Origin of the sequence: Streptomyces sp. NPDC056347, from assembly GCF_042262625.1 — a bacterium.
GTDB lineage: Bacteria > Actinomycetota > Actinomycetes > Streptomycetales > Streptomycetaceae > Streptomyces.
The window spans coordinates 24,653-51,451 of sequence record NZ_JBHJQP010000033.1 but is presented as its reverse complement, the minus strand read 5'-3'; the positions used below and the strand labels follow the sequence as shown (position 1 = coordinate 51,451).

General features: G+C 71.5%; 24 protein-coding genes and 1 pseudogene. 14 read left to right on the top strand and 11 right to left on the bottom strand.

The genetic code is table 11. The features are described from left to right. Together ACFCV8_RS10950 and ACFCV8_RS10945 are read right to left on the bottom strand one after the other, a co-directional pair. Nucleotides 1-313, bottom strand: a pseudogene (locus tag ACFCV8_RS10950) (hypothetical protein); the annotation flags it as partial. 1 nt (nucleotide 314) lies between these two features. Further along, nucleotides 315-1,139: a thiopeptide-type bacteriocin biosynthesis protein gene (locus ACFCV8_RS10945; protein ID WP_376684989.1), complete on the bottom strand. Its 825-nt coding sequence runs from the start codon at nucleotides 1,137-1,139 to the stop codon at nucleotides 315-317. A gap of 627 nt (nucleotides 1,140-1,766) precedes the next feature. On the opposite strand from ACFCV8_RS10945, the gene ACFCV8_RS10940 reads away from it, so the two are divergent. Beyond that, on the top strand, nucleotides 1,767-2,924 hold the full coding sequence (locus tag ACFCV8_RS10940) for an acyl-CoA dehydrogenase family protein (protein ID WP_376684988.1): 1,158 nt from the start codon (nucleotides 1,767-1,769) through the stop codon (nucleotides 2,922-2,924). A gap of 20 nt (nucleotides 2,925-2,944) precedes the next feature. After that, the gene (locus tag ACFCV8_RS10935) at nucleotides 2,945-3,820 is read left to right on the top strand and encodes an acyl-CoA thioesterase (RefSeq protein ID WP_376684987.1); all 876 of its coding nucleotides are present in this window, start codon (nucleotides 2,945-2,947) and stop codon (nucleotides 3,818-3,820) included. A gap of 44 nt (nucleotides 3,821-3,864) precedes the next feature. Here ACFCV8_RS10935 and ACFCV8_RS10930 read toward each other — a convergent pair whose 3' ends face one another. Then, nucleotides 3,865-4,203, bottom strand: a complete 339-nt coding sequence (locus ACFCV8_RS10930; RefSeq protein WP_376684986.1) for a hypothetical protein — start codon at nucleotides 4,201-4,203, stop codon at nucleotides 3,865-3,867. 128 nt (nucleotides 4,204-4,331) lie between these two features. Between ACFCV8_RS10930 and ACFCV8_RS10925 the strand changes: the two genes are divergently transcribed. After that, nucleotides 4,332-4,556: a hypothetical protein gene (locus tag ACFCV8_RS10925; RefSeq protein ID WP_376684985.1), complete on the top strand. Its 225-nt coding sequence runs from the start codon at nucleotides 4,332-4,334 to the stop codon at nucleotides 4,554-4,556. A 636-nt stretch (nucleotides 4,557-5,192) separates the two neighbouring features. After that, complete coding sequence (locus ACFCV8_RS10920) at nucleotides 5,193-8,237, top strand: NACHT domain-containing protein (RefSeq protein ID WP_376684984.1); 3,045 nt, start codon at nucleotides 5,193-5,195, stop codon at nucleotides 8,235-8,237. A 180-nt stretch (nucleotides 8,238-8,417) separates the two neighbouring features. Here ACFCV8_RS10920 and ACFCV8_RS10915 read toward each other — a convergent pair whose 3' ends face one another. The 4 genes from ACFCV8_RS10915 to ACFCV8_RS10900 form a co-directional block, all read right to left on the bottom strand. Continuing rightward, entirely contained in the window at nucleotides 8,418-9,203 is a 786-nt protein-coding gene (locus ACFCV8_RS10915; RefSeq protein ID WP_376684983.1) for a phosphatase, read from the bottom strand. A gap of 15 nt (nucleotides 9,204-9,218) precedes the next feature. Further along, nucleotides 9,219-10,799: a DUF6056 family protein gene (locus ACFCV8_RS10910; protein WP_376684982.1), complete on the bottom strand. Its 1,581-nt coding sequence runs from the start codon at nucleotides 10,797-10,799 to the stop codon at nucleotides 9,219-9,221. Continuing rightward, entirely contained in the window at nucleotides 10,796-12,439 is a 1,644-nt protein-coding gene (locus ACFCV8_RS10905) for a glycosyltransferase (protein WP_376684981.1), read from the bottom strand. Before ACFCV8_RS10905 ends, ACFCV8_RS10910 begins: the two co-directional genes overlap by 4 nt. Before the next feature lie 204 nt (nucleotides 12,440-12,643). Further along, the gene (locus ACFCV8_RS10900) at nucleotides 12,644-13,252 is read right to left on the bottom strand and encodes a TetR/AcrR family transcriptional regulator (protein WP_376684980.1); all 609 of its coding nucleotides are present in this window, start codon (nucleotides 13,250-13,252) and stop codon (nucleotides 12,644-12,646) included. Nucleotides 13,253-13,350: 98 nt separating this feature from the next. Here ACFCV8_RS10900 and ACFCV8_RS10895 point away from each other — a divergent pair, with 98 nt between their 5' ends. Genes ACFCV8_RS10895 through ACFCV8_RS10880 form a run of 4 tightly spaced genes read left to right on the top strand, consistent with a single transcriptional unit; the run spans nucleotide 13,351 to nucleotide 19,218 of the window. Further along, nucleotides 13,351-14,958: a carboxyl transferase domain-containing protein gene (locus tag ACFCV8_RS10895; protein ID WP_376684979.1), complete on the top strand. Its 1,608-nt coding sequence runs from the start codon at nucleotides 13,351-13,353 to the stop codon at nucleotides 14,956-14,958. A 7-nt stretch (nucleotides 14,959-14,965) separates the two neighbouring features. Continuing rightward, nucleotides 14,966-17,068: an acetyl/propionyl/methylcrotonyl-CoA carboxylase subunit alpha gene (locus ACFCV8_RS10890; RefSeq protein ID WP_376684978.1), complete on the top strand. Its 2,103-nt coding sequence runs from the start codon at nucleotides 14,966-14,968 to the stop codon at nucleotides 17,066-17,068. Beyond that, nucleotides 17,065-18,015 carry a hydroxymethylglutaryl-CoA lyase gene (locus ACFCV8_RS10885; protein ID WP_376684977.1) on the top strand — a complete coding sequence of 317 codons (951 nt, stop codon included), beginning with the start codon at nucleotides 17,065-17,067 and terminating at the stop codon, nucleotides 18,013-18,015. Before ACFCV8_RS10890 ends, ACFCV8_RS10885 begins: the two co-directional genes overlap by 4 nt. Nucleotides 18,016-18,051: 36 nt before the next feature. Then, a complete protein-coding gene (locus ACFCV8_RS10880; RefSeq protein WP_376684976.1) occupies nucleotides 18,052-19,218 on the top strand; it encodes an acyl-CoA dehydrogenase family protein in 1,167 nt (388 codons plus the stop codon). Nucleotides 19,219-19,335: 117 nt separating this feature from the next. Here ACFCV8_RS10880 and ACFCV8_RS10875 read toward each other — a convergent pair whose 3' ends face one another. From ACFCV8_RS10875 to ACFCV8_RS10865, 3 genes are all read right to left on the bottom strand, one after another. Next, entirely contained in the window at nucleotides 19,336-19,785 is a 450-nt protein-coding gene (locus tag ACFCV8_RS10875; RefSeq protein ID WP_376684975.1) for an RICIN domain-containing protein, read from the bottom strand. Nucleotides 19,786-20,066: 281 nt separating this feature from the next. Beyond that, a complete protein-coding gene (locus ACFCV8_RS10870; RefSeq protein ID WP_376684974.1) occupies nucleotides 20,067-20,837 on the bottom strand; it encodes a hypothetical protein in 771 nt (256 codons plus the stop codon). 137 nt (nucleotides 20,838-20,974) lie between these two features. Further along, nucleotides 20,975-22,417 carry an MFS transporter gene (locus ACFCV8_RS10865; RefSeq protein ID WP_376684973.1) on the bottom strand — a complete coding sequence of 481 codons (1,443 nt, stop codon included), beginning with the start codon at nucleotides 22,415-22,417 and terminating at the stop codon, nucleotides 20,975-20,977. Between the two features lie 192 nt (nucleotides 22,418-22,609). On the opposite strand from ACFCV8_RS10865, the gene ACFCV8_RS10860 reads away from it, so the two are divergent. From ACFCV8_RS10860 to ACFCV8_RS10850, 3 genes are all read left to right on the top strand, one after another. Further along, a complete protein-coding gene (locus tag ACFCV8_RS10860; RefSeq protein ID WP_376684972.1) occupies nucleotides 22,610-23,065 on the top strand; it encodes a MarR family winged helix-turn-helix transcriptional regulator in 456 nt (151 codons plus the stop codon). A 62-nt stretch (nucleotides 23,066-23,127) separates the two neighbouring features. Continuing rightward, entirely contained in the window at nucleotides 23,128-23,769 is a 642-nt protein-coding gene (locus ACFCV8_RS10855; protein ID WP_376684971.1) for a GNAT family N-acetyltransferase, read from the top strand. A gap of 26 nt (nucleotides 23,770-23,795) precedes the next feature. Continuing rightward, nucleotides 23,796-24,029 (top strand): hypothetical protein, encoded by a 234-nt coding sequence (locus ACFCV8_RS10850; RefSeq protein WP_376684970.1) that lies wholly within the window; start codon nucleotides 23,796-23,798, stop codon nucleotides 24,027-24,029. A gap of 22 nt (nucleotides 24,030-24,051) precedes the next feature. On the opposite strand, the gene ACFCV8_RS10845 is transcribed toward ACFCV8_RS10850, so the two are convergent. Next, on the bottom strand, nucleotides 24,052-24,978 hold the full coding sequence (locus ACFCV8_RS10845) for an NAD(P)-dependent oxidoreductase (protein WP_376684969.1): 927 nt from the start codon (nucleotides 24,976-24,978) through the stop codon (nucleotides 24,052-24,054). A 96-nt stretch (nucleotides 24,979-25,074) separates the two neighbouring features. Between ACFCV8_RS10845 and ACFCV8_RS10840 the strand changes: the two genes are divergently transcribed. From ACFCV8_RS10840 to ACFCV8_RS10830, 3 genes are all read left to right on the top strand, one after another. Continuing rightward, on the top strand, nucleotides 25,075-25,425 hold the full coding sequence (locus tag ACFCV8_RS10840; protein ID WP_376684968.1) for a winged helix-turn-helix transcriptional regulator: 351 nt from the start codon (nucleotides 25,075-25,077) through the stop codon (nucleotides 25,423-25,425). 33 nt (nucleotides 25,426-25,458) lie between these two features. Further along, complete coding sequence (locus ACFCV8_RS10835) at nucleotides 25,459-26,364, top strand: DUF4429 domain-containing protein (protein WP_376684967.1); 906 nt, start codon at nucleotides 25,459-25,461, stop codon at nucleotides 26,362-26,364. Nucleotides 26,365-26,474: 110 nt separating this feature from the next. Continuing rightward, complete coding sequence (locus ACFCV8_RS10830) at nucleotides 26,475-26,750, top strand: hypothetical protein (RefSeq protein WP_365245908.1); 276 nt, start codon at nucleotides 26,475-26,477, stop codon at nucleotides 26,748-26,750. The last annotated feature ends 49 nt before the right edge of the window (nucleotides 26,751-26,799 follow it).

Below are 26,799 nucleotides of genomic sequence, written 5' to 3'. Positions count from 1 at the left end.
CACCGGGTGCGGGCGGGCCGGGGACGTCGTGGAGGAGGGCGAGGACCGTGCGGCGCTCGGGGCCCGTCAGGCGCGGGCCGGGGACGAGCGCGCCCGGCTCCGCGGCCGACCGCCGGGCCCGTGCCGCCTGCCGCTCGACGGTGTCGGCATGCTCGACGACCCGGCCGAACGGCCCGGAGCCGCCCGCGGCCGTCCACACCGAACAGGGGATGCCGGACGCGCGCACCAGCGCGGTGGCCCGCAGCAGCGGTCCGCGGGCCGCGTCGGAACGGGCGGGCGCGGGCACGGACGCGGCGGCACGGGGTCCGGCCATGTCAGTCCACCGCCCCGTCGTCGGCCAGCGCCTCGGTGATCAGGCTCTGCCGGGCGTACGAGAACCGGCCCCGGTTCCAGTGGAAGATCACGGCATGGGCGGCGGCGCGGCGCGGCCCACGCACCGCGTCACCGGACTCGAAGTAGCCGGTGCGCCAGTGGTCCGCGGCCCGGCGCACCGCGTCACCGTGACCGTCCGCCCCCGCCCGCCACTCCTCGGGCAGGGCCGCGAGCATCCGGGCACGGGGCTGCCGCCAGTGGACGCGGATGCCTTCGGCGGCGCGGCGCAGCGCGGCGTCCCGCAGCCCCCCGGAGATGCCGCGCCCGGTGTCGGTGCGCACCGCGTCCCAGACGCCCCGGTGCTCCCAGCCGACGATCCGGAGCCCGTCGAACATGTCGCGGAGCAGGAAGAGGGAGAGCCGCCAGTCGGCGGCGGTCTCTCCCGGCCGCCGGGTGTGGTGGTCGAGCCAGGCCAGGGAGTCGGCGGTGAACAGCTCGTGCACCCAGGGCATGGAGCCGGGGCCGCCGAAGAGGTATGCCTCCGGTTCGTAGACCGCGCACACGGGAGGCCCGGCCAGGCCGTCGAACTCCCTTACCCTGGCGCCGAGTTCGGCCCGGAGCGGGACGGTTCCGCCCGCTCCGTACGCCTGGAAGCGGACCCGCAGGCCCGGGGGCTTGTGCATGAAGAAGAAGGCGCGCGCGGTGTCGGCGCCGAGGAGGTCGTGCGCGGTGCCCGCGAGCCATGCGTACAGGCGCGGCCAGGCCGTCGGCCGCGGGGTCAGGTTCACCTGGACCCAGCTCGCCTCCGGGTGCTTCACCTCCAGCATGGGACCTCCGTGTCCTACGGGTGCGGCGCGCGTGCCGTACTCGCGCCGTGTGCCATGTGCCGTGTGCGACTACGGGTGCGCATCTGCGCATGCACCCGTGCCGCACATCTGCGTCCGTGTACGTCCGTGTCCGTGCACGCATGCCGCGGTGCGGGCGCGGAGGGGGCGGTCCGAGGGACCGTCCGATGAATCCGCAGAGCCGCCGGACGGCCCGGGTGCGCGGGGTGCCCGCGGAGCTTCACGATGGAATCGGCTGCGCCGGACGGGTGTGCGGGACCGTCCTTCTCGCCTGTGTCGGCCTGCTCAGGCCCTTCATCCCTCTCATTTCCCGCGGAAGCACCGACTGAAAGGGATATCGGCATTAGTCATATCTTGGATGGTTGTGCGCTTGGCGTCATCGCCGTGGTGCGAGCGCGGTCGGCCGCGCCGGTGCACACCGGGACACGCGGTCCACCGTGCGGGCCCCGAGCGCCCCCGCGGGCAGCCTCCGGATCCACTCGCTCCGGCCCCGGCGTGCTGCGCATCACCTGGACAGCGCCTGTGACCGTTGGGTAACTTCTAACGGTCTGAGCAAGCGCTTAGCCAGCCCGGCCGAAGCCCGACCGCAGCCGACCAAGGAGGCATCCCGTGCGCCGTACGGTATTCAACGAGGACCACGAGGCGTTCCGGGAGACCATCCGCGCCTTCATCGAGGCCGAGGTCGTCCCGCACTACGACGAGTGGTTCCAGCAGGGCATCGTGCCGCGCGAGTTCTACGGCAAGCTCGCCGACCTGGGCCTGTTCGGCATCAACGTGCCCGAGGAGTTCGGCGGCGCCGGGCTGGAGACGCACAAGTTCGAGGCCGTCCAGTACGAGGAGACGGCCCGCGCGGGCGTCAACTTCGGCGGGTCCAACGTGCACGTGCTGCTGGCCCTCCCGTACATCAAGTCGCTGGCCACCGACGACCAGAAGAAGCGCTACCTGCCGAAGTTCGTCTCCGCCGAGGAGATGTGGGCGCTCGCGATGACCGAGCCGGGCACCGGCTCCGACCTCGCGGGGATGAAGACCACCGCCAAGCTCTCGGACGACGGCACCCACTACGTGCTCAACGGCTCCAAGACCTTCATCACCGGCGGCGTCCACGCCGACCGGGTGATCGTCTGCGCCCGTACCTCCGCGCCGACCGCCGAGGACCGCCGCTTCGGCATCTCGCTGTTCGCCGTCGACACCAAGTCCGAGGGCTACTCGATCGGGCGCAAGCTCGACAAGCTCGGTCTGCGCACGTCCGACACCGCCGAGCTGGCGTTCGTCGACGTGAAGGTTCCCGTCGCGGACCTGCTCGGTGAGGAGAACAAGGGCTTCTACTACCTCGGCCAGAACCTGCCGTCGGAGCGCTGGGGCATCGCCCACGGCGCGTACGCGCAGGCCAAGGCCGCCGTGGCGTTCGCCAAGAGCTACGTCCAGGACCGCACGGTCTTCGGCAAGACGGTGGCGTCCTTCCAGAACACCAAGTTCGAACTGGCCGCCTGCCAGGCCGAGGTGGACGCCGCCGAGGCCGTCGCCGACCGCGCCCTGGAAGCCCTCGACGCCGGCGAGCTGAGCCCCGCCGAGGCCGCCTCCGCGAAGCTGTTCTGCACCGAGGTCGCGCACCGTGTCATCGACCGCTGCCTCCAGCTGCACGGCGGCTACGGCTACATGAACGAGTACCCGATCGCCCGCCTGTACGCGGACAACCGGGTCAACCGCATCTACGGCGGCACCAGCGAGGTCATGAAGTCGATCATCGCCAAGTCCATGGGTCTCTGAGCCACGGCTCCTTCCGTCCCATGAGCGCAGCACTCGATTCCCTGCTCGATCTGCTCGACCTGGAGCAGATCGAGCGGGACATCTTCCGAGGTACGAGCCGTTCCTCGCTCGTCCCCCGCGTCTTCGGCGGCCAGGTCGCGGCCCAGGCCCTGGTCGCCGCGGGCCGCACCGTCCCCGCCGACCGCAGCGCCCACTCCCTGCACGCGTACTTCCTGCGGGCGGGCGACCCGGGTGCGCCGATCGTCTACAGCGTCGACCGCATCCGCGACGGCCGCTCCTTCACCACCCGCCGGGTCGTCGCCGTCCAGCACGGCCAGCCGATCTTCCACCTCTCGGCGTCCTTCCAGACGTACGAGGAGGGCCTGGAGCACCAGGCGCCGATGCCGCCCGCCCCGGACCCGGAGACGCTGCCCACCGCCGCGCAGATGCTCCCCCTTCACGCGGACCGCTTCCGCGACCCGGGCGTGGTGGACCGGCTGATCGAGGCGCGGGCCGCGGTCGATCTGCGGTACGTGGACGAGCCGCCCTTCGCCACCGTCGGCGAACCCCGCGAACCCCGCTCCCAGGTGTGGTTCCGCACCAACGGCAAGCTCGCGGACGATCCGCTGCTCCACGTCTGCCTGGCGACGTACGTCTCCGACATGACGCTGCTCGACTCGGTGCTCCTCGCCCACGGGCGCGGCGGCTGGACGGTCGGCGACGTGGTGGGGGCGAGCCTGGACCACGCGATGTGGTTCCACCGGCCGTTCCGGGCCGACGAATGGCTGCTGTACGACCAGGAGTCACCGTCCGCGTCCGGCGGGCGGGGCCTGGGCCAGGCCAGGATCCACACCCAGGACGGGCGGCTGGCGATCACCGTCATCCAGGAGGGCGTGATCCGGGTGCCCCGGGCCTGACAAGCGCCGGAACGAGCCTCTCCCGGCCTCCCCGATCGGGAGGATCACGGCCCCGGCGGCCGGGGCCGTGCCACCGCAGGGCCGGGGCCGCACCCGCCGGTGTCCCGCACCCGGCACCTCCTCCAGCTGTGACAGACCGGGCTCGGCATCGCCGCCTGGTTCGCGCCGACCATGTCGTACAAGCCGGTCGACAGCGCCAAGGGCGCCGAGGCCGTCGTGGACGGCAAGTTCGACGAGAGCTGGATCAGCACCCTCGTCCTCGTGTGCGCCTTCCCGTTCGTGATCTCGCTGTTCGCGTTCGCCGCGCGGGGTGCGCTGCGCGGGCTCTTCCTGCGCCGGCCGCCGAAGTCCTTCGGGGCGGTGGCCGCCTTGATGGGGGCCATGGCCGCCTTCTCCCTGGTAGCTGGGGTTCGCCCTTTACGGGACCGGGCTCGGTCTCACGCCCGAGTTCCGCACCGCCGACATCCACGAGGTGCTGCCGCCGGTCCTCGCCACCCTGATGGTGTGGGCAATGACCGCCCTCGACGTGGTCAACAACACCAACGCCGAGGTGCCCCTCCTCGCCCGCGCCGTGTTCCTGCTCGGCGCCCCGGTGTCGGTGACGGCCCAATCGTGCTGGGAGCCGTACCGCCTGCGCACACACCACGGCCTGACGGTACGAAGTGCCCTCGGCCGGCCGTCCGTTGGTGGCGGGATCCAGGCGCCCGCGCCGCCTCGACTCGCGAAAGGTATTTGAATAGATTCACGGATTCAGTTGCGGAGAAAGGTGGTTGGGCCGATGGACGCGATTTCCACTGCTGGACTGGTGGCCATGGCCGGCGGAGCGGGCGGGGCGGCCGGCACACAGCTCTGGGCCGCTCTGGTCGAGCTCGTTCGTCGGCCTTTCGGGCCGGGGACGAGGGAACTGGAGGAGTTCGAAAGAGCCCCCGGGGATCATGCGGCGGCAGCTGCTCTCGCGGACGCCCTGCGGGCCAGGGCCGGCAACGATCCACAGTTCGCGCAGGCATTGGGCATGTGGGAGGAGGAGCGGGTACAACTCATGGGTCAGCGTGGACCTACGGTGAGCAACACCATCACAGGGGGCAAACAGCACAACGTACTGCAGACCCGTGACGTCCACGGCGGGGTCTCCTTCCACAGCACCCCCGCACCCGGACAGCACAGCCGGGAGTGACCGGCCACATGCGGGAGCCCACCGGCGCGGTCGGCATTTCAGCCGATACGGACGACGGCTGTACGCGGCTTCCGCGCGTACGGATCAGTGGCGCTTCGCTCGGCGCGGAGCGGCAGGCTGTTTTCCGTGCGATGGAGCTCCGGGGCAAGGCCCTGGACTCCCGTCAGTTGCATTCTGAGATCACTTGCAGGGGGGCCAGTGGACGACGGCAACGTGCGTAACAGCGCTTCAGGCAATGCCGACCAGTTGGTTCAGGCAGGAGTTGTCCACGGTGGGGTGCACGTCCATCGCGGTGACGGACGTCGCATGGTCGGCGCGGCAGAGGCTGTGCGGGAAGCACTCTGGCGGCGCACCGCCGACGAGGTGGCCTTACGGGGCCTTTACCAGTTCGGAGAGTTGCGGGTTCCCTGGGAGGTCGTGCCGGGGCCGGGGGCCGACGCTGTCGGCGACGAGGGGCGGGTCCTGTCCAGCCCGGCCGCGGTCGCGGACGCGTTCTTGGCCATGCCGGCACGGCGACTGGTCCTCGTGGGCGACGGCGGTTCGGGCAAGAGCACGCTCGCGCTGTTGCTCGCCAGGGAACTGGGGGAACGCGCGGCAACCGATCCCACGGTCCCTCTCCCCGTTCTCACCACTGCCGCGTCGTGGAATCCGCAGCGTGTTCATCTTCGGGTCTGGTTCGTCCAGCAGCTGGCTTCACTGTACCCGGGCCTCGACAAGCGGCTCGGAAGGGATGTCCTGCTCGACCTCGTCGAGTCAGGTGTGGTGTTCCCGGTTCTGGATGGTCTTGACGAACTGCCACCAGAACAACGTGACCTGGTGCTTGCCGCGCTCGCCCGGACCCTGGCCCCGTCCGACGCGGTGGTCCTCACATGCCGCGAGGACGAGTTCCGTGAAGCCGGGGGCAATGAGTCCCTGCCTGCCTTGACACTGCACTCCCAGCCCGTCGGCGGGAAGGTGGTGGAGCAGTATCTCACCGGCGGAAACAACACGGCACGCCAGCAGTGGGCTCCCGTCATCGAACAGCTCCGCGAAGAACCGAGCGGGGTGCTGGCCTCCTCCCTGAACACACCCCTGATGCTGTGGCTCGCCAGGCGGACAGCCACCGTCACCAGCCCGCACATGCTCGCCGACCGGGACCGTCTGGCCGATACCCAGGCCGTGCAGAACCACCTGTTGGACGCACTCATCCCGACCGTATTCGGCATGGGCCCAAGCGCGACTCAATCCCAGGAGAATCGCTGGAAAGCACGGAACGCACAAAGATATCTGAGCTACCTCGCCCTACGCTTCTCACGCCTGTACTCACAGGATCTCGAATGGTCACGCACCGCCCCTCGCGGCGCGATATTGATCGGCCAGCTCTGCCTACTCGCATCTCTCGCTGCCGCCGCTTTCGGAATCGACCAATGGTCGGGGAATAAATACAACCCCCTACTCCTGATATTCTCACTCCTATTCACAAGCGCCATCTATTCTTCCGTGATTTACGCATACCGGATCATAACCAGCCCCGACAGCAAAAAATTCGGCCGGCGGGAACTCCTTCTTCTCGCACTCTTGATCCCGACATGGCTCCTCGGCAAGAGCACCGAAGACCTCAACCAAAGAATATATTTAGCAATACCCTTCGTATTCATACTCCTCTCGCTAATCTTTCACGTAATTCGAACATTCATACGCCCTGAGCAGGCATCCACTCCTCGAGAAAGAATGAAGCTCGAACGCAACCTGACGCTCTCATACATGGCCGCCTTCTGCATCGTCTCAATTCGCGGCACGCTGGCCGTACAAGGTCAGCACCACACCGCACCGACCTGGGTGCTTTTCTTTTCATCGTTGATTGTTCAATCCCTCTTCATGTTCTGCTTCACGCCATGGGGGCGATGGCACTGCGGTCGGGCCGCACTCGCCATGACAGGGCGCCTCCCCTGGCGGACACACGCTTTCCTCGACGACGCCCGAAGGCTCGGAGTCATTCGCCTCTCAGGCGGAAATTATCAATTTCGACACATCACTCTGCAAAAGCGATTGGCAGGCCCAGCCGAGGCAGATAGGGCTGTCGGCGCCCAGTCCAACACCTATCGATTCAGCAGGCGCCTGCCCTGGCGACGCCGGCCGAGGAGGGCGCTCCTGCCGATCGGGTGGACTCTCATCCTCATCGCCTTCATGGCGGATTACGAAGGGAGTTTCACGTCAAAAATTCTCATTGTGATCGTCGGCATGGCATGGCCAGTTCTGCTGCTGACGCTCTTCGTACGCCGCTGCCTACTCCTCGGCACGTCCGTCTCTGTGGTCATCGACCACGACCGGCTCGAAGTCACGCACCACAGACGACGCATTGTTCTCGCGCCGCATGAGGTCCGCCGCCTGTCGGTACGGGCGGTTCACAACTCGGCAGGGCGCCCGACCCGCTACCACGCCGTCCAGGCGATCCTCCGCACCCACGCGTCCTCCTCAACCGACACCCCGTCTCCTCAGGAATGGGTCACACTCATTCCGCTCACCCCGATGCACCCCCTCGACACCCCGCTCCGGGAAGCCCTGGCCCGCTTCGGAGGCACCGCCTGGGAACCTCCGACCGCAACTGACCACAGAGGTGGCAGCAGGTCCGCTTCCTCACCCGCGCTTCGCTCTCCGAACCACCACGGCGAACTCGGCGGAGTGGCATGCGCCGCAGAGCAATCGGCGGGCCCAGTCAAGGCGGACAAGGCTGTCGGCGCCCAGTCCGACACCTATCGATTCAGCAGGCGCCTGCCCTGGCGACGCCGGCCGAGAAGGGCGATCCTGCCGATCGGGTTGGCTCTCGGTTTCATTGCCTTCATGGTGGATTGCGAAGGGAGTTTCAGGTCAAACCTTCCGGTTGTGATCGTCGGCATGACATGGCCAGTTCTGCTGCTGACGCTCTTCGTACGCCGCTGCCTACTCCTCGGCACGTCCGTCTCTGTGGTCATCGACCACGACCGGCTCGAAGTCACGCACCACAGACGACGCATTGTTCTCGCGCCGCATGAGGTCCGCCGCCTGTCGGTACGGGCGGTTCAGGACTCGGTAGGACGCCCGACGCGCTACCACGCCGTCCAGGCGATCCTCCGCACCCACGCGTCCTCCTCAACCGACGCCCCGCCCTCGCAGGAGTGGGTCACACTCATTCCCCTCACCCCGATGCACCCCCTCGACACCCCGCTCCGGGAAGCCCTGGCCCGCTTCGGAGGCACCGCCTGGGAACCTCCGCCCCGCGACTGACCACAGAGGTGGCAGCGGGTTCGATTCCCCCACCCTCAGTTCGTCCTCGAAACCGCCACGGCGCCCTCGACGGACCGACATGCGACGCAGGACGAGCATCCGGCCCCGGTGCTCCCCGCATCGCCACGGCCGTACCGCCGAGGAACGCCGGGGCGCGGACAGGACCGTCGTCGTGACGGCTCAGTCCGCGTCCAGCCCCGCCGCGTCCAGCAGGTAGGCCGTCATCGGGTCGTAGAACCGCGGGTCGAGCACATGGTCGTCCAGCGGGACGGCGACCTGGAGGGTGCCCTCCGCCTCGCCGAGGAAGAGCGCCGGGTCGTTGCAGTCCGCGTACCCCACCGCGTCCAGCCCGCGCTGCGCCGCGCACCCGGCCCAGCCGTGGTCGGCGACGACCAGGTCCGGGAGCGGACGGCCCTCGCGCTCCAGACCGTCCAGAATGGCGGCCATCGGGGCGGGCGAGTGGGTGTGCCAGAGCGTCGCACCCCGCTCCTGCACGGCGACGTCCGCGAACTGGAACACCATGCCCTCGTCGGCGACCAGCCCGGAGGGAATCCGTACGATCTCGCAGCCCGCCGCCCGCAGCGCCTGCGCGGTCTGCCGGTGCACGTCCAGCAGCCCGCCCGGGTGCCCCGTCGCGAACAGCACCCGCTCCGCGCCCGCCACCGCCTTCCGCAGCCGTGCCGCCATCCGCTCCAGCGCGTCCACCGTCAGCTCCGGGTCGATGGTGTCCTGCCCGAACCGGTGCTCCGGGTCGTCACTGACGCCGCAGCGCTCGGCCATCACCGCCAGCACGTCCTGCTCGTCGCGCCACCGGTCCCCGAGCTCCAGCCCCAGCCAGTAGTGACGGTCGCCGTTGGCGAGCCGCCGGTAGTGGGAGAGGTTGTTGTCGCGCGGCGTGGCGACATCCCCGGCGATACGCGTACGGACGAGGTGTTCGACGAGGGCGGCACGGCTGGGTATCGACATGAACCCATTGTGCCGTCAGGGGTGCGCTCCGTGCCGGGAGTACGTGACCTTGTCCAGACCGTAGTACTCGGCGACGCACTCCGCGGGCCAGGGCCGCAGCCCGTGCCTGCCGAACGGCTCCACCATCCGGCCGACCGACACCGGCGTGTACGGGAGCACCCGGGCGCCGTGCGCCGCCCCCTCGCGCAGCGCCCGGTCCTGGCGGTCCCAGCGCTGGGCGCGGACCTCCATCTGGGTGCCGAGCCGGAGCAGCGGGGCGGCGAGCCCGACACAGCTCAGCGCGCAGACGGCGGCGGCGACGGCGGTCACCGCCGGGCGGGCGCCCGGCCGGTGGGCCCGCAGCACGCGCCCCAGCAGGACGCCGAGGCCGGCCAGCAGCAGGACGTAGAGCAGCAGGAAGTCGCCCCAGACCCGGGCCGCGGTCACCACCGAGGCGCCGAAGGCCGGGTAGGTGATGACGGTGCAGAGGAAACCGGAGACCAGGAAGGCAAGGGCCCCGGCGGCGACCAGGAGCAGCGGCCTCCGTCGCGGCTCCCCGTCCGCCGCCTCCGTGTCCGCCGCCTCCGTGTCCGCCGTCCCCGTGTCCGCCGCCCCCGTGTCCGGCGCCTCCGTGCCCGCCGTCCCCGTGTCCGGCGTCCGCCCGCCGTTCCGGAGCAGCAGGCCGAGCAGCAGCCCCGCCGCGAGCGCCCCCAGGTACTGCCAGGTGGCCAGGACCGTGCCCAGGATCTCGCCGAAGGCCTTCAGCGCGGTGGCCAGCTGCCCGGCGTCGAGCATGGAGCCGGCGTCGGCGCCGAAGCGAGCACGCCGGGCACGCGCGCCCGGCGCGGTGTACAGCACAACCACCCCGACGGCGATCCCGGCGAGGGCCAGCACGCACCAGCGACGGACGAGGGTGCGGCCGGGGCCGGGAAGGGTGCGCAGGCCGAGCAGCAGCACGGTGCCGATCAGGACGCAGGCGACGACCGCGGTCTCCTCCGAGAGCGTTCCGAGGAAGAACCCGCCGAAGAGCGCGACGCCCAGGGCGAGGCCCCTCCCCCGCCGGGTCCGGGCACGCAGCAGCGGGATCACGGCGGCGCAGGCCAGTACCGGGGCGAGGGTGTGCGAGACGGAGTTGGCGGGCCAGTAGAACACCTTGTACGTGTCGGGCGTCGCGAGGAAGAAGACCACCGCGCCCGTCGCGGTCACCACCAGCGGCACCCCGCGCGGCGCGGTCAGCCCCGTCCGGCGGAGCACGGTGACGGTCAGCGCCCACAGGATGCCGACCATGATCACCCCGCTGACCAGGGCGAACCAGGGATGCCCACCGGCGCCGAAGACTCCGTACGCGACGACCATCAGGGCGTTGGCGACGCGCCCGTTGTCCTCGTAGTAGAACTTCGCGATCATCCCCGAGGCGCCCTCGTCGCGTACGACGGGCAGGAAGCACCAGTCGTCGGCGCCCGGTCGGACCAGGCGGCCGATCCAGAAGACCGCGGCGAGCAGGGCGAACGGGAAGAGGCCGAGCGCCACCGTCCAGCCGGTGGCCCACCGCCGCTCCTTCCGCGGCTCCTGCTCCCCCTCGCGTTCCGTCGGGGTTTCGAGGGTGTCCGTGGTCATGCGCGGGCTCCCCTTCCGTCCGTGCCCCGGGCGGCGCCGGAGTCGATCGCCCAGCGGGCGAGCAGGAAGGAGAACGGGGTGGCCAGCAGTCCCGCGGCCACGGCGGCGAGGTTCTTGTCGATCCCCAGCCCGCTCACCCCGAGCGCGAGCAGGGCGCCGCTGAGCACCAGGTTGGCCACGCTCGACAGGGGGTAGCGGACGAACGCCCGCCAGGTCGGCCGGGTACGGCAGGTGAGGTACGAGTTGAGCAGGAAGGAGCCCACGACGCTCACCACGTATCCGAGGACGTGGGCGACCGGATACGGCATCCAGGTGTTCAGCGGGACGTACACCGCGAGGTAGACCGCCGTGTTGACGACGCCGATCGCCGCGAACGTCAGGAACTGCCGCCCGGTGCGGGAGCCGGGGGCGCACGCCTCGGCATCTTTGCGCGCCGGTTCCTCCCGGACCGCCGCCACCTGGACCCGCCCCGCCGGAGCGCGTTCCCCCGGAGTACGTCGCCCCGGGCCCGGAGCGTCCGGCCCGGGCCCGCCCGTGCCGGGCCCTGTCGTACCGAGTCCGGTCGTACCGAGTCCGGTCGTACCGGGCTCTGTCGTACCGAGTCCTGTCGTACCGAGTCCGGTCGTGCCGGAATTCACCGCGGCCGAATGGGTCCGGGCCGAATTCGCGGTGACCAGCTCCGCCGGAATTCCGCGCATCAGGACGGCGTCCAGGGATTCGCTCGTCTCCCGCACCAGATAATGCGGTCTCCGTTTGGACTCGCAGTAGATGCGGCCGACGTATTCGCCGATCACGCCCAGGGTGGCGAGCTGAATTCCGCCGAGTGCCACGACGGCGGTGAGCAGTGTGGTGTATCCGGGGACGCCGACCCCGTGCAGGGCGACATCGGCAATGATCCACAGGGCGTACCCCAGCGCCGCCAGCGCGAGGGCGAGCCCGGCGTGGATGGCCAGGCGCAGGGGGCGGCTGTTGAAGGAGATCAGCCCGTCGATCCCGTAGTTCAGCAGCCGCCTGCCGCCCCATTTCGAGCTGCCCGCCGCGCGCCGGACGTTCCGGTAGGTGAAGGCCACGGTGTCGTAGCCGATCCAGGAGAAGATCCCCTTGGAGAACCGGTTGGTCTCCGGCAGTGCGAGCACCGCGTCCACGGCCCGGCGCGACAGCAGCCGGAAGTCGCCCTCGCCGTCGACGACGGCCACGTCCATGCACCGGCCCATCGCGCGGTAGTAGGCGGTGCTGAGCAGCGTGCGCAGGGCGCCCTCGCCGCTGCGGTCGCGGCGGGCCACGACCTGGTCGTAGCCGTGCCGGTGCAGCTCCAGCATGCGGGGCAGCAGTTCCGGCGGGTGCTGGAGGTCGGCGTCCATGAGGACTACGGCGTCGCCGCGGGACATGCCCAGCCCGGCGAGCATGGCGGCCTCCTTGCCGAAGTTGCGGCTGAAGGAGAGGTAGCGGACGCGGCGGTCCGCGGTCGCGAAGGCACGGACGCGGGCACGGGTCCGGTCGCCGCTGCCGTCGTCGACGTACACGATCTCGAACGTCTGCCGTGTCGGCTCGAGGGCGGCGACCAGCTCACGGTGAAAGGACTCGATCACCTCGTCCTCGTTGAAGCAGGGGACGACGACCGAGACCTGGCATGTTTTCATTTAATTTCCCCAGCGGGCGCGGGCGAGACGCCTCAAACCATATGCCGGGGGATCACCGCGACACTCCGAGGAAATGAACCGGAAAAGGGGAAAACGGAGAAGGATCCGGGAAATCCGCAGAAACCCTGCAGAAACCTCGCCCCCACCATTCATCAATTCACATATTCGGGGCGCCGCAGGGTCTCAGGTACGGGCCGCAGGGTCTCAGGTACGGACCGCCGCCGCCTCGAACGCCCCGCGCGCCAGCCGGTGCAGCAGCGCCGCGGTCTCCGCACGGTCCGGGCGCACGCCGGGGCGCCCCAGGTGCGGGGTGGAGTTGAGCAGGCCGAAGACGGCGTGGACGGCGGCGCGGGCCTCGTGCTCGGGCAGGTCCGGATGGATCGCGCGGACCACCTCCACCCACACCTCGACGTACTGCCGCTGGAGCTGGCGGACCCGCTTGCGGTCGGCCTCCCGCAGCCGGTCGAGCTCGCGGTCGTGGAGGGTGATCAGGGGGCGGTCGTCGAGGGCGAAGTCGATGTGCCCCTCGATGAGCGCGTCGAGCAGCGCCCGCGGGGAGCCGGCCCCGCTCGCCGCGTCCTCCGAGACGCGCAGCCGCCCGCCCTCCAGCAGCCGCTCGCTGATGCCGACCAGCAGCTCGGCGAGCATCGCGTCCTTGCCCGGGAAGTGGCGGTAGAGCCCGGGACCGCTGATGCCGACGGCGGCGCCTATCTCGTCGACCCCGACGCCGTGGAAGCCGCGCTCGGCGAAGAGGCGGGCGGCCTCTCTGAGGATCTGCTCGCGGCGGGTGGGGGCGTCGGTCCTGGTGCTCATGGATTCGATTCTAGACAGCCGGGTTAGCGAACGTTAACCTGGAGAACGGACGTTAACGTTCACTAACCACTGCGGTACGGGCAAGGGGGCTCGACACGATGCAGCAGGCACCGGTGCTGTCGAGCGCGGCCGATCCCGCCTCCGAGGCCTGGAAGGCCAACGAGGCGGCGCATCACGCGCTCGCCGACGAGCTGCGCGAGCGGCTCGCCAGGGTCAGGCTCGGCGGAGGCGAGCGGGCCCGCGCCCGGCATGTGGCGCGCGGCAAGCTGCTGCCCAGGGACCGGGTGGACACCCTGCTCGATGCGGGCTCCCCGTTCCTGGAGCTGGCCCCGCTGGCCGCCGAGGGGCTGTACGGGGGCGCCGCCCCGGCGGCCGGGGTGATCGCCGGGATCGGCCGGGTGAGCGGCCGGGAGTGCGTGGTCGTCGCCAATGACGCGACCGTCAAGGGCGGCACGTACTACCCGATGACGGTGAAGAAGCATCTGCGCGCCCAGGAAGTGGCGCTGGAGAACCGTCTCCCCTGCCTCTACCTCGTCGACTCCGGCGGGGCCTTCCTGCCGATGCAGGACGAGGTCTTCCCCGACCGGGAGCACTTCGGGCGGATCTTCTACAACCAGGCCCGGATGTCCGGGGCCGGGATTCCGCAGATCGCGGCGGTCATGGGCTCCTGCACGGCGGGCGGCGCGTACGTCCCCGCGATGAGCGACGAGGCCGTGATCGTCCGCAACCAGGGCACGATCTTCCTGGGCGGCCCGCCGCTGGTGAAGGCCGCGACCGGCGAGGTCGTGACGGCCGAGGAGCTCGGCGGCGGCGAGGTCCACTCCCGTACGTCCGGGGTGACCGACCATCTCGCGGAGGACGACGCGCACGCACTGCGGATCGTGCGGAACATCGTGGGCACCCTGCCGGACCGGGGCGCGCTGCCGTGGTCCGTGCGCCCCGTCGAGGAGCCGAAGGCCGACCCCGCCGGGCTCTACGGCGCCGTCCCGGTCGACTCCCGCACCCCGTACGACGTGCGGGAGGTGATCGCCCGGGTCGTGGACGGCTCGCGGTTCGCCGAGTTCAAGGCCGAGTACGGCACGACGCTGGTCACGGGCTTCGCCCACATCCACGGCCACCCGGTCGGGATCGTCGCCAACAACGGCATCCTGTTCTCCGAGTCCGCCCAGAAGGGCGCCCACTTCATCGAGCTGTGCGACCAGCGCGGCATCCCGCTGGTCTTCCTCCAGAACATCTCCGGCTTCATGGTGGGCCGGGACTACGAGGCCGGCGGCATCGCCAAGCACGGCGCCAAGATGGTCACGGCGGTGGCCTGCACCCGGGTCCCGAAGCTGACCGTGGTCGTCGGCGGTTCGTACGGGGCGGGCAACTACTCCATGTGCGGCCGGGCCTACTCCCCCCGCTTCCTGTGGATGTGGCCCAACGCGAAGATCTCCGTCATGGGCGGCGAACAGGCCGCCTCCGTCCTCGCGACGGTCAAGCGCGACCAGCTCGGCGACGACTGGAGCGCGGCCGACGAGGAAGCCTTCAAGGCGCCGATCCGCGAGCAGTACGAGACCCAGGGCAACGCCTACTACGCCACCGCCCGGCTCTGGGACGACGGCGTGATCGACCCGATGGAGACCCGGCAGGTGCTGGGGCTCGCCCTGACCGCCTGCGCCAACGCCCCCTTGGGCGATGCCGGCTTCGGCGTCTTCCGGATGTGAGGAACAGATGACGATGTTCGACACGGTTCTGGTCGCCAACCGCGGCGAGATCGCGGTACGTGTCATCCGCACGCTGCGGGAGCTGGGCATCCGCTCGGTCGCCGTCTTCAGCGACGCGGACGCCGAGGCCCGGCACGTCAGGGAGGCCGACACCGCCGTACGGATCGGGCCCGCCCCCGCCGCCCGCAGCTATCTCCACGTCCCCGCGCTACTGGACGCGGCCCGCCGCTCCGGCGCGCAGGCCGTTCACCCCGGCTACGGCTTCCTCGCCGAGAACGCCGCCTTCGCGCGGGCGTGCGCCGAGGCGGGGCTGGTCTTCATCGGCCCGCCCGCCTCCGCGATCACGCTGATGGGCGACAAGATCCGGGCCAAGGAGACGGTCGCGGCGGCCGGTGTCCCGGTGGTGCCCGGTTCCTCGGGCAGCGGCCTCACCGACGCCCAGCTGGTCGACGCGGCCCGCGAGATCGGTACGCCGGTGCTGCTGAAGCCCTCGGCGGGCGGCGGCGGCAAGGGCATGCGGCTGGTGCGCGACGCGGCGCTGCTCGGCGACGAGATCGCGGCGGCCCGGCGCGAGGCGCGGGCCTCGTTCGGTGACGACACCCTGCTGGTGGAGCGGTGGATCGACCGGCCCCGGCACATCGAGATCCAGGTGCTGGCCGACGCCCACGGCACCGTGGTCCACCTCGGCGAGCGGGAGTGCTCGCTCCAGCGCCGCCACCAGAAGATCATCGAGGAGGCGCCGTCCGTCCTGCTCGACGAGGAGACCCGGGCGGCGATGGGCGAGGCCGCCGTGCAGGCGGCCCGTTCCTGCGGCTATGTCGGCGCGGGCACGGTCGAGTTCATCGTCCCGGGCGACGACCCGGCCGCGTACTTCTTCATGGAGATGAACACCCGCCTCCAGGTCGAGCACCCGGTGACCGAGCTGATCACCGGCCTGGACCTGGTGGAGTGGCAGCTGCGGGTCGCGGCCGGCGAACCGCTCCCCCTCACCCAGGCCGACATCGCGCTCACCGGCCACGCGGTCGAGGCCCGGATCTGCGCCGAGGACCCGGCCCGCGGCTTCCTGCCCTCCGGCGGCACCGTCCTCGCCCTGCGCGAGCCGCAGGGCCACGGGGTGCGCACGGACTCCGGGCTCGCCGCGGGCGGCGAGGTCGGCAGCCTGTACGACCCGATGCTGTCGAAGGTCATCGCGTACGGCCCCGACCGCCCCACCGCACTGCGCCGGCTGCGGGCGGCGCTCGCGGACACGGTGATCCTCGGCGTGCCGACCAACGCCGGGTTCCTGCGCCGGCTGCTCGCCCACCCGGCGGTCGCGGCGGGCGAGCTGGACACCGGCCTGGTGGAACGCGAAGCCGCCGCCCTGGTCCCGGACGGGGTGCCCGAGGAGGTGTACGCGGCGGCGGCGCTGCTGCGTACCGCCCGCTCCGGTGCCGCCGGGTCCGCCGACGCCGCCGGCTGGGTCGACCCGTTCTCGGTGGCGAGCGGCTGGCGGCTGGGCGGCACCCCGGCCCGTACGGTCCTCGACTTCCGGCTCCCGGGCCACGACCCGGTGCAGGTCTCACTGCGCCCCTGCCCCGGGGACGCGTGCGGTACGGAGCTCTCCTTCGGCCATGTCGGCGAGGGCGCGGAGCCGCCGCGGCCGGACACGGGGTGCTGCGGTCCGCTCGGCCCGCTGCCCGGCGGCCGGGAGACGGCCCGCGCGGTCCAGGTCTCCGCGGACAGGATCGCCTTCGAACTCGCGGGTGTCACCCACACGTTCACCCATGCCGCCACCCCCGAAGGGGTGTGGCTCGGCCGGGACGGCGACAGCTGGTACGTCCAGGACCACGACCCGGTGGAGGCGTCCCTGTCCGGGGCGGGCCGCTCCGGGGCGGACACCCTCGCCGCGCCCATGCCCGGCACGGTCACGGTGGTGAAGGTCGCGGTCGGGGACGCGGTCGCGGCCGGGCAGAGCCTGCTGGTGGTGGAGGCGATGAAGATGGAGCACGTCATCTCCGCCCCGCACGCCGGAACGGTGACCGAGCTGGACGTCACCCCCGGCGCCACCGTCGCCATGGACCAGATCCTGGCCGTGGTCACCCCTGCCGAGCCCTCCGGGGAGGAAGCATGACGACCGGCCGCATCGACCGCACCCTGCCCATGACCGTACCGGCGCAGGACCTTCCCGCCCGGGTCCGGATCCACGAGGTCGGCGCCCGCGACGGGCTGCAGAACGAGAAGTCCGTCGTACCGACCGAGGTGAAGGCCGAGTTCATCCACCGGCTGGCCGCCGCCGGGCTCCGCACCGTCGAGGCCACCAGTTTCGTGCACCCCAAGTGGGTGCCCCAACTGGCCGACGCGGAGGACCTGTTCCCGCGCCTCGCGGACCTCGACGGGGTCGCCCTGCCGGTCCTCGTCCCCAACGAGCGCGGGCTGGAGCGGGCGCTGGCGCTCGGGGCGAGCCGGATCGCCGTGTTCGGCTCCGCGACGGAGACCTTCGCCGCCCGCAATCTCAACCGTACGGTCGCCGAGTCGCTGGCGATGTTCGAGCCGGTCGTGGCCCGCGCCAAGGCCGACGACGTGCACGTGCGGGGCTACCTGTCGATGTGCTTCGGCGATCCGTGGGAGGGCCCCGTCCCGGTCCACCAGGTCGTGCGGGTCGCCAGGGCGCTGATGGACCTCGGCTGCGACGAGCTGTCCCTCGGCGACACCATCGGGGTCGCCACCCCCGGCCACGTACAGACCCTGCTCGCCGAGCTGAACGAGGAGGGGGTGCGCACCGACGTCATCGGGGTGCACTTCCACGACACGTACGGCCAGGCCCTGTCGAACACCCTGGCCGCGCTCCAGCACGGTGTGACCACCGTGGACGCCTCGGCGGGCGGCCTCGGCGGCTGCCCGTACGCGAAGAGCGCCACCGGAAACCTGGCCACCGAGGACCTGGTGTGGATGCTCCAGGGCCTCGGTATCGAAACCGGGGTCGATCTCGACGCGCTCACCGCCACCAGCGTGTGGCTCGCCGACCGCCTGGGCCGCCCCAGCCCGTCCCGTACCGTCCGCGCGCTCTCGGTGCGATAGGCACCCGTCCCCAGTCCCACAAGGAGTGACCCTGCCATGTCCCTGGACCACCGGCTGACCGCCGAACACGAGGAACTGCGGCGCACCGTCGAGGAGTTCGCACACGACGTCGTCGCGCCGAAGATCGGCGACATCTACGAACGGCACGAGTTCCCGTACGAGATCGTGCGGGAGATGGGGCGGATGGGCCTGTTCGGGCTGCCGTTCCCGGAGGAGTACGGCGGCATGGGCGGCGACTACCTCGCCCTCGGGATCGCCCTGGAGGAGCTGGCCCGGGTCGACTCGTCGGTGGCGATCACCCTGGAGGCCGGGGTCTCGCTCGGCGCGATGCCGGTGTACCGCTTCGGCACGGAGGAGCAGAAGCGGCGCTGGCTGCCGAAGCTCTGCTCGGGCGAGGCGCTCGGCGCCTTCGGCCTGACGGAGCCGGACGGCGGCTCGGACGCCGGGGGCACGCGTACGACGGCGGTGCGCGACGAGGCGAGCGGCGAGTGGGTGATCAACGGCTCCAAGTGCTTCATCACCAACTCCGGCACGGACATCACGGAGCTGGTCACGGTGACGGCGGTGACCGGCCGCAAGGAGAACGGCGCCCCGCTGATCTCCTCGATCATCGTGCCGTCCGGCACCCCCGGCTTCACGGTCGCCGCCCCGTACTCCAAGGTCGGCTGGAACGCCTCGGACACCCGCGAGCTGTCCTTCTCCGACGTCCGCGTGCCGCTGGAGAACCTGCTGGGCGAGGAGGGCCGCGGTTACGCCCAGTTCCTGCGCATCCTCGACGAGGGCCGGATCGCCATCGCCGCGCTGGCCACGGGCCTGGCGCAGGGCTGTGTGGACGAGTCGGTGAAGTACGCGGGCGAGCGCCACGCGTTCGGCAGGGCGATCGGCACCAACCAGGCGATCCAGTTCAAGATCGCCGACATGGAGATGCGCGCCCACATGGCCCGCATCGGCTGGCGCGACGCCGCCTCGCGGATGCTGGCGGGCGAGCCGTTCAAGAAGGAGGCGGCGATCGCCAAGCTGTACTCCTCCACGGTAGCCGTGGACAACGCCCGCGAGGCCACCCAGATCCACGGCGGCTACGGCTTCATGAACGAATACCCGGTGGCCCGCATGTGGCGCGACTCCAAGATCCTGGAGATCGGCGAGGGCACCAGCGAGGTGCAGCGCATGCTCATCGCCCGGGAGCTGGGCCTGAAGGCCTGACGGCCTGACGGCCTGACGGCCTGACGGCGTAGGGCGACACGCGACGCACGACGCGACGCACGACGGGGCGGGCCTCTTCGAAGAGGCCCGCCCCGTCCGCGTACGGACCCTCAGGGGTTACGAGTCCCAGTGCTGGTTGTCGCCGCCGTTGCAGCCGAGCGTGTAGACCTTGCCCGCGCCGTTGCTGTCCAGGCACTTGCCCGTCGCCACGTTCTTCCAGGCCACGATGCCACCGTCCGGATGCTCCACCGTCCAGCGCTGGTTGTCGCCGCCGTTGCAGCCGAGCGTGTAGACCTTGCCCGCGCCGTTGCTGTCCAGGCACTTGCCGGTCGCCACGTCCTTGAGCACACCGCCCCCGATGTCGTTGAACTCCACGGTCCACTTCTGGTTGCCGCCGCCGTTGCAGCCGAGCGCGTAGACGTCGCCCGCGCCGTTGCTGTCCAGGCACTTGCCCGTCGCCACGTTCTTGAACGACACCTGCGGACCGGCGTACGCCGGGGTGGACACCGCTGCCACCAGGGCGCATCCCACGCCCAGGGTGACCAGTGGGGTGATCCTCGACCGCATGACTGAACCTCCTGCTTGCATCAGGTGAGTTGAGGTCTCAGTGCGCTGCTCGCGGCGGGGGCGCGTTGCCCCCGCGGGGAACGCGCGGCCCTCCCGCACAGCACGACCACGTCCAAGGACCCGGGACGCGTGTCCACGCACGCCACTGCTGTACCCCGTCGCATCGGGGGCGGCGTCGTGGATTCCCGTCCTTTGTACAGCACCGTCAGGGCGTATTGCGCCAGAAACCGCCGCCGTATCCCTCTCCCCCGCCTCATGGGCCCGCCGGGCGCACCCGGCGGTCAGCAGCCGCGGTAGGGCCAGTGCGGGTCCTCCCAACGGGCGGGGCCGGTGAGGGCGAGCAGGCGTATGCCGTGGAGCAGTTCGTCGGGGGCTCCGTGACCGGCGAGGCGGGGACGGGCGTGGTCCAGCAGCCAGGCGGTCAGTTCGGCGCGCTTCTCGTCCCCGCCGTCCCAGGCGTCCCAGGGGAGTTCGTCGCCGAGGAGGTGGTACTCCCAGTCGGCGGCGGCCTCGGCGAGGTGCTGGGTGGCGGTGGTACCGGTCCGCTCCTCCCACCGGGCGAGCCACGGGGTGAGCGTGCCGGACGCCTCGGCGACCACGACGAGCAGTTCGCGGGCCGGGACCGCCGGGGCCGGATCGGTGAGTACGTGGTCCCACCAGGCGTGCAGGAACTCCGCCACCGCCTCGGCCTGTTCCCGGGGCCACGACCGCCACCGGCCCCGGTCGAAGGAGCGGCCGATGCCGGCCGGGCCGAGGATCGGTTCGACGCGGCCGGCCACGAGGGACCGGGCGAACTGCGGGAGTATCCGGCGCAGCACCGCCGGATGGTCGCTCCAGTCGGGGGCCTGCCAGGTGCGGTGCAGGAGGTCGTGGTCCAGCTCGACGTCCGGGACCTTGAGCAGGGCCAGCTCCTCGGGGCCGCCCCAGTGGCACTCGCAGTTGTGCTCGTCGGGATGGGCGGTCATGCCGCGGAAGGTGACGGCGAGACCGTCCAGCGCGGCGTCGAGGCGGTGATGGGCGGAATGCGCGGCGGAGGGGTGCGGGAAGGTCATGGGCGCGGTTCGCCTTCAGGGCTCCGGAGGCTGACGCCGCCCGAAGAGCGCGACCTTACCGGAAACCGCCGCCGCCCGTCCCTCACGAACGGACGAGGAACGGGCGGCGGCGGTACGCGGGTACGCGGGTACGCGGGTCAGACCTTCGCGGCGGCCGGTTCGGGCGTGGCGTCGGTGCCGTCCCCGGCGCGGCGCAGGGCCGGGATGGCGGCGGCGACCGCGGCGGCGACCAGGGCGACGCCGCAGCCGACCATGAGCCCGGTGCGGAAGCCGCTCTCCGAGGTGAGGGTGTGGCCGCCCATGGTGACGGTCATCTGGGAGAGGACCACACCGACCACCGCGGCGCCGATCGACGTGCCCAGCGAGCGCATCAGCGTGTTGAAGCCGTTGGCGGCGGCGGTCTCGGAGAGCGGGACCGAGCCCATGATCAGCGCGGGCATCGAGCCGTAGGCCAGACCGACGCCGCTGCTGGTCACCATGCCGACCAGCATCAGGCCCCACGCGGAGCCCATCAGCACCAGCGCCAGGCCGTAGCCGGCCGCGATGACCAGGATGCCGCAGACCAGGGTGAACTTCGGCCCCCGGGCGTCGATGAGCTTTCCGCCGAGCGGGGAGACGATCATCATCATGATGCCGCCGGGCGCCATCCACAGGCCCGCCGCGAGCATCGACTGGCCCAGCCCGTAGCCGGTCTCGGAGGGGAACTGGAGGAGCTGCGGCGAGATCAGCATGGTGGCGTACATGCCGAAGCCGACGAAGACGGAGGCGAGGTTGGTCATCAGCACCCGGGGGCGCGCGGTAGTGCGCAGGTCGACCAGCGGGTCACGGGTACGCAGCTCCCACAGGCCCCAGGCGAGCAGCACCACCACGGCGGCGGCGAACAGGCCGAGCGTGGTGGCCGACCCCCAGCCCCAGTCCGCGCCCTTGGACACCGCGAGCAGCAGGCAGACCAGGCCCGCCCCGAGGCCGAGCGCGCCGAGCACGTCGAACCGCTGCCCCTGGGCCCCGGCCGGGACGTCGGGGATCAGGAACCAGATCAGACCCGCGACCACGGTCGCCAGACCGGCCGAGCCCCAGAACAGCACCCGCCAGTCGGTGTACTGGGCGACCGCCGCGGCGATCGGCAGACCGAGCGCGCCGCCGATGCCCATGGAGGCGCTGACCAGCGCGATGGAGGAGCTGAGCTTCTCCGCGGGGATCACGTCACGCAGCAGCGCGATGCCGAGCGGCAGCACACCCATGCCCATGCCCTGGAGACCACGGCCGACGATCATGGGGACGACCGACGACGAGAGCGCGCACACCACCGAGCCGGCTATCAGCGGTACGGAGCAGACCAGCAGCATCCGGCGCTTGCCGACCATGTCGCCCAGCCGTCCGGAGACGGGTACGCAGACGGCGGAGACCAGCAGGGTGACGGTGATCACCCAGGTCGCGTTCGAGGGGGTGGTGCTCAGGATCTGCGGCAGCTCGGCGATGAGCGGCGTGACCAGGGTCTGCATGATCGCCGCCGTGATGCCGGCGATGGCCAGGGTGGCGACGACGCCGCCGGTGCGAGTTGATGGCTGGGGCGCGCCCATCCGGGACTCCTCGGGTGTGTATCGGGAAGAAGGCTATGCATCGTACACACTCCATGCATTCTGCATGTTATGTGTAAGCTACATGTCCTGTGGGAGGATGGAGGCCGGCCTCCGGAGCACACCGGGGCGCCGGAACGGACCGGGCCGCACGGACGCCCGGACGACGAGACGGCAAGGGAAGACGGCAGGCACATGACCAGGCCCACCCATGAGGTCGAGTACGAGCAGATGCTCCTCAGCCGCCACAGCCTGCTGCGGAACAAGGGCGGACGGCGCAAGGGCGGCCTGATGGACCACAGCGCCTACGTCCTGCTCAGCCGCATCCGCATCCAGGGCCCGATGTCGATCGGCGAGCTGAGCGACGCCTTCGGGCTCGACGCCTCCACCCTCAACCGGCAGACCGCGGCGGCCATGCGCGCCGGGCTCGTGGAGCGCATCCCGGACCCTGCGGGCGGCATGGCCCGCAAGTTCCGGATCACCGACGAGGGCGCCCGCACGCTCGACGCGGAGCGCGAGGGCATCGTCGACTCCCTGGAGCGGGTCATGGCCGACTGGTCGGACGAGGACATCTCCGGCTTCGCCTCCTACCTGCGCCGCTTCAACACCGACATCGAGCGCCTGGGCGGCCGCCCCTGGCCGCGCCCCTGACACCCGGCAGGCGGCGGGGAATTCGTTCGACACCACGGCTCCGCGCCCGGCAGAGTCCGGACATGAAGCCACAGCACTGGCCCCTGTACGGGCTCCGCATCCGCACGCCCCGCCTGGAGCTGCGCCTCCCGGACCTGGAGCTGCTCGACGACCTGGCCTCGGTCGCGGCCGGCGGGGTGCACGCCCCGGACGAGATGCCGTTCACGATTCCCTGGACGGACGCGCCGCCCGCCGAGCGCGCCCGGGCCACGTTCCAGCACGTGCTGCACACCGTCGCCGACTGGTCGCCCCGGAGCTGGACGCTCAGCCTGGCCGTGCTGCACGAGGGCCGGGCGGTCGGCCGGCAGGACCTGAGCGCGACGGATTTCGGGGTCACCGGTCAGATCACCTCCGGGTCGTGGCTGGGCCTCGCCCACCAGGGCCGGGGCATCGGCACCGAGATGCGCGCCGCCATCCTGCACTTCGCCTTCGCGGGCCTCGGGGCCCGGAGCGCGGTGACGGCGGCGATGACCGACAACGCCCGCTCGCTGGGCGTCTCGCGCCGGCTCGGCTACCTGCCGGACGGCCTCGCCGTCGCCGCCGTACGCGGAGAGCCCGTCACCGTGCAACGGCTGCGGATCGACCGCGCCCGCTGGGAGGAGTGCCGGAGCATCGAGGTCACCGTCGAGGGACTCGACGACTGCCGGGCGGAGTTCGGAGCGTGACGTGACCCTGCTCGTCCACGCGTGACGTGACCCTGCTCGTCCACACCTTCGTCCACGCCTTCGTCCACGACGAGGACGGGCGGCAGCGGCTGCTCGACGGCCCCGGGGACGGCAGCGGCATGGCCGGGGCCGAACGGACCCGGACCGGGCTCCGGGGCTCAAAGTGCGCGCGGGCGCGCGAGCACACCGCCCGGCTCGCCGGCATCGACCGCGCCGCCCTGCGCGCCCGGTCCGCGGGCGGCGGGGTCCTCGTCCGGTGAGCGGCGGGGACCGGCGACGGGCTCAGCGCACCAGCAGGTCGACCACCCCCGTCAGGTCCTCGTCGCCGCCGCCCTCGTCCAGCCGGCGGCGCATCAGGTCGAAGTAGGGGCGCAGCAGCTCCGCACTGGCCCCCTGCTCCTCGGCGGCGCGCAGGAAGGCGGGCGTACCGGCCACCTGCATGGCCAGGCTGGACACCACGCCCTCGGTGTAGTCGCCGCCGCGCAGGTTCGCGGCCGTCCGGTGCACCGACGGGGCCATCGCGACGAGCCAGTCGGCCAGCAGCGGGGCGAGCGCCACGGGGTCGATGTCCTCCTTGCGGATCAGCGCGAAGGCGTGGGCGGCCCCGGCGAACATCCCGTACATGGCGCCGAGCAGGGCCATGTCGTACAGGGCCGCGAAGCCCGGGTCCGTACCGACGTAGGTGGCTCCGGCCGGGGTGGCAAGGGTCTCCCGGTGCTGCTCGAACAGCTCCCGCGAGCCGCTGTGGAGGACGTAGCCGCCCGCGCCCGGGGCGCCGATCATCGGGGGGACGGCCATGATCCCGCCGTCCAGGTAGCGGGCGCCGCGCTCGTGGGCCCACCGGGCGCGGGCGCGGGCCTCGGCCGGGGTGGTGGTGGTCAGGTTGACCAGGTCCTTGCCGGTCAGATCGGTGCCGTCCAGCGTGTCCGCCACGGAGGCGTCGTCCAGCAGGCAGACGACGACCAGGGGGTTCGCCGCGACCGCCGCGGCGGCGCTGTCCGCCGCCTTCGCACCCTCGGCGGCGAGGGCGGCCGCGCGGGCGGGGGTGCGGTTCCAGACGGTGAGCGGATGGCCCGCGGCGAGCCAGGCCCGGGCCAGGGCCGTACCCATGGCGCCGAGGCCCAGCAGGGTCACGGGAGCCTTGTCGGTGATCTTCTCTCCGGCCTTCTCGGCAGGGTTCTCGGCGTTCTCGGCGGAGTGCTGTGTCATGCCGTCGAGGCTGCTCGCCGCCGCCGAAGTGATCAAGTACGCACTTCGGAGTGGGTGGTTACCCTGAGGTGAGCGAGCACGTCAAAGGGGTGGGGCATGGCGACGCCGAACCGGCCGGGCACGCCGGAGGGACACGTCTGCGGGATCGACACCGCGATGGAAGTGATCGGCGGCAAGTGGAAGGTGCTCGTCCTGTGGGCGCTCCACGAGCACCCCTGCCTCCGCTTCGGCGAACTGCGCCGCCTGCTGCCCGGGGTCACCGAGAAGGTGCTGGCCTCCCACCTGCGGGAGATGGAGGCGCACGGTGTGGTGCGGCGCGTCTCGTACGACGAGGTCCCGCCCCGCGTCGAGTACTCGCTGACCGAGGACGGCACCCGTCTCAACGAGGCGCTCCGGCCGCTGGCCGCCTGGGGCCGCGAGCGGTCGGACGCGCCGCCGCCCCCCTGAGCCCCGTTCGAACAGGCTGACAGAATGTCCGCCATGGCGGACATCACCCAGCGCGACGGGACCTGGCACTTCGACGGCGAGGCGGTACGGATCGTGCCCGGCCGGGGCAAGGGCGTCCACCCGCTCCGGGAGGCGCTCGGGGAGCGGGTCGTCCCGCTGCACGCCTTGGCGGGCGTCTCCTTCGAGCCGGACCGCAAGGGCGGCCGGCTGCGGTTGCGGCTGCGCGACGGGGCGTGCCCGGTGCTGCGCGCGGCCGACGGGCGGCTGAAGGACGCGGCGGACCCGTACCAGCTGGCTGTGGAGAAGGACCGCGACGGGGTGGCCGGGTACTTCGTCGACGCGGTGCGCAACGCCCTGCTGCTCGAGCAGGTGCCCGCCGGTCCGGCGGACGGCTTCCTGCTGCCGGGGCCCTCGCTGCCGGTCGCCGGTGGCGGCGGGGACGGCACGGCCTCCTTCGACGGGGAGACCGTACGGCTCACCTGGAACTGGAAGGCCGACGAGATCAAGACCTCGAACGGCCCGGTGGCGTTCCCGGTGTCGGAGGTGACGGACGTGCGCTGGGTGCCGCCCATCGGCCTGGAGAACGGGCACCTCCGCTTCGTCCGGGCCGGGGCTCCGGCGTCGCCGCCGGCGCCCGAGAAGGACCTGTACTCGCTGGACCTGTGGGGGCTGTCGAAGAAGGAGTACACGGCGGTGCTGGTCGCGGCGGCGGTGCTGGTACGGCTGCCCGGCGCCCCGGCCGGCGCGGGCACCGGCACCGGCACGGGAGCCCTGCCCGAGGCCGCCGGGCCCGCCGCGATCGGGTCCGCGCCCCCGGCCGGGGACGAGCACGACGTGGCTCTGCGCAGACTCCGCGAGCTCGGCGAGCTGCACCGCTCCGGGGTGCTCACCGACGACGAGTTCACCGCCGCCAAGCAGGCCGTGCTCAAGCGCCTGTGAGCCCCTGCCACCCCCTCCCGCCAAGCGCCCGAGACCGCAATCACACCCTCCCCTGCCCGATATCGGGCAGAATTGTTGCGTAAGCGCCCCGCCGACCGCAGTATCGACGAGTGCTCGAACGCCGCCCGTCGCACGACGACCTCATCGACCACCTGGTGCGCAGCACCGCGCTCCAGCGCGGTGAGGCCGCCCGGGTGATCCTCGACGTGCTGGCGTACTTCGACGAGACGACCGAGGACTTCGTCCGCCGCCGCCACCGCGAACTGCAGTCCGGCGGCCTGGTGAACGCGGAGATCTTCGAACGGATCGCGGCCGAGCTGCCGCACCGCGCGGTCGCGCCGCCGGAGCTCTCGCTCCGCCAGCTGCGCCGCATCGTCTACGGCTGACGCACCCGGTACGGCCGGGCGTACGGGCACCAGGAAACACATCGTCGGA

Excerpts from the sequence above, each read along its gene's own strand:
- ACFCV8_RS10875 (WP_376684975.1), bottom strand. The coding sequence starts at position 19,785 with ATGCGGTCGAGGATCACCCCACTGGTCACCCTGGGCGTGGGATGCGCC.
- ACFCV8_RS10910 (WP_376684982.1), bottom strand. The coding sequence starts at position 10,799 with ATGACCACGGACACCCTCGAAACCCCGACGGAACGCGAGGGGGAGCAG.
- ACFCV8_RS10840 (WP_376684968.1), top strand. The coding sequence starts at position 25,075 with ATGGCGACGCCGAACCGGCCGGGCACGCCGGAGGGACACGTCTGCGGG.
- ACFCV8_RS10930 (WP_376684986.1), bottom strand. The coding sequence starts at position 4,203 with ATGGCCCCCATCAAGGCGGCCACCGCCCCGAAGGACTTCGGCGGCCGG.
- ACFCV8_RS10905 (WP_376684981.1), bottom strand. The coding sequence starts at position 12,439 with ATGAAAACATGCCAGGTCTCGGTCGTCGTCCCCTGCTTCAACGAGGAC.
- ACFCV8_RS10900 (WP_376684980.1), bottom strand. The coding sequence starts at position 13,252 with ATGAGCACCAGGACCGACGCCCCCACCCGCCGCGAGCAGATCCTCAGA.
- ACFCV8_RS10890 (WP_376684978.1), top strand. The coding sequence starts at position 14,966 with ATGACGATGTTCGACACGGTTCTGGTCGCCAACCGCGGCGAGATCGCG.
- ACFCV8_RS10860 (WP_376684972.1), top strand. The coding sequence starts at position 22,610 with ATGACCAGGCCCACCCATGAGGTCGAGTACGAGCAGATGCTCCTCAGC.
- ACFCV8_RS10945 (WP_376684989.1), bottom strand. The coding sequence starts at position 1,139 with ATGCTGGAGGTGAAGCACCCGGAGGCGAGCTGGGTCCAGGTGAACCTG.
- ACFCV8_RS10835 (WP_376684967.1), top strand. The coding sequence starts at position 25,459 with ATGGCGGACATCACCCAGCGCGACGGGACCTGGCACTTCGACGGCGAG.
- ACFCV8_RS10935 (WP_376684987.1), top strand. The coding sequence starts at position 2,945 with ATGAGCGCAGCACTCGATTCCCTGCTCGATCTGCTCGACCTGGAGCAG.
- ACFCV8_RS10895 (WP_376684979.1), top strand. The coding sequence starts at position 13,351 with ATGCAGCAGGCACCGGTGCTGTCGAGCGCGGCCGATCCCGCCTCCGAG.
- ACFCV8_RS10885 (WP_376684977.1), top strand. The coding sequence starts at position 17,065 with ATGACGACCGGCCGCATCGACCGCACCCTGCCCATGACCGTACCGGCG.
- ACFCV8_RS10855 (WP_376684971.1), top strand. The coding sequence starts at position 23,128 with ATGAAGCCACAGCACTGGCCCCTGTACGGGCTCCGCATCCGCACGCCC.
- ACFCV8_RS10870 (WP_376684974.1), bottom strand. The coding sequence starts at position 20,837 with ATGACCTTCCCGCACCCCTCCGCCGCGCATTCCGCCCATCACCGCCTC.
- ACFCV8_RS10865 (WP_376684973.1), bottom strand. The coding sequence starts at position 22,417 with ATGGGCGCGCCCCAGCCATCAACTCGCACCGGCGGCGTCGTCGCCACC.
- ACFCV8_RS10925 (WP_376684985.1), top strand. The coding sequence starts at position 4,332 with ATGACCGCCCTCGACGTGGTCAACAACACCAACGCCGAGGTGCCCCTC.
- ACFCV8_RS10915 (WP_376684983.1), bottom strand. The coding sequence starts at position 9,203 with ATGTCGATACCCAGCCGTGCCGCCCTCGTCGAACACCTCGTCCGTACG.
- ACFCV8_RS10845 (WP_376684969.1), bottom strand. The coding sequence starts at position 24,978 with ATGACACAGCACTCCGCCGAGAACGCCGAGAACCCTGCCGAGAAGGCC.
- ACFCV8_RS10880 (WP_376684976.1), top strand. The coding sequence starts at position 18,052 with ATGTCCCTGGACCACCGGCTGACCGCCGAACACGAGGAACTGCGGCGC.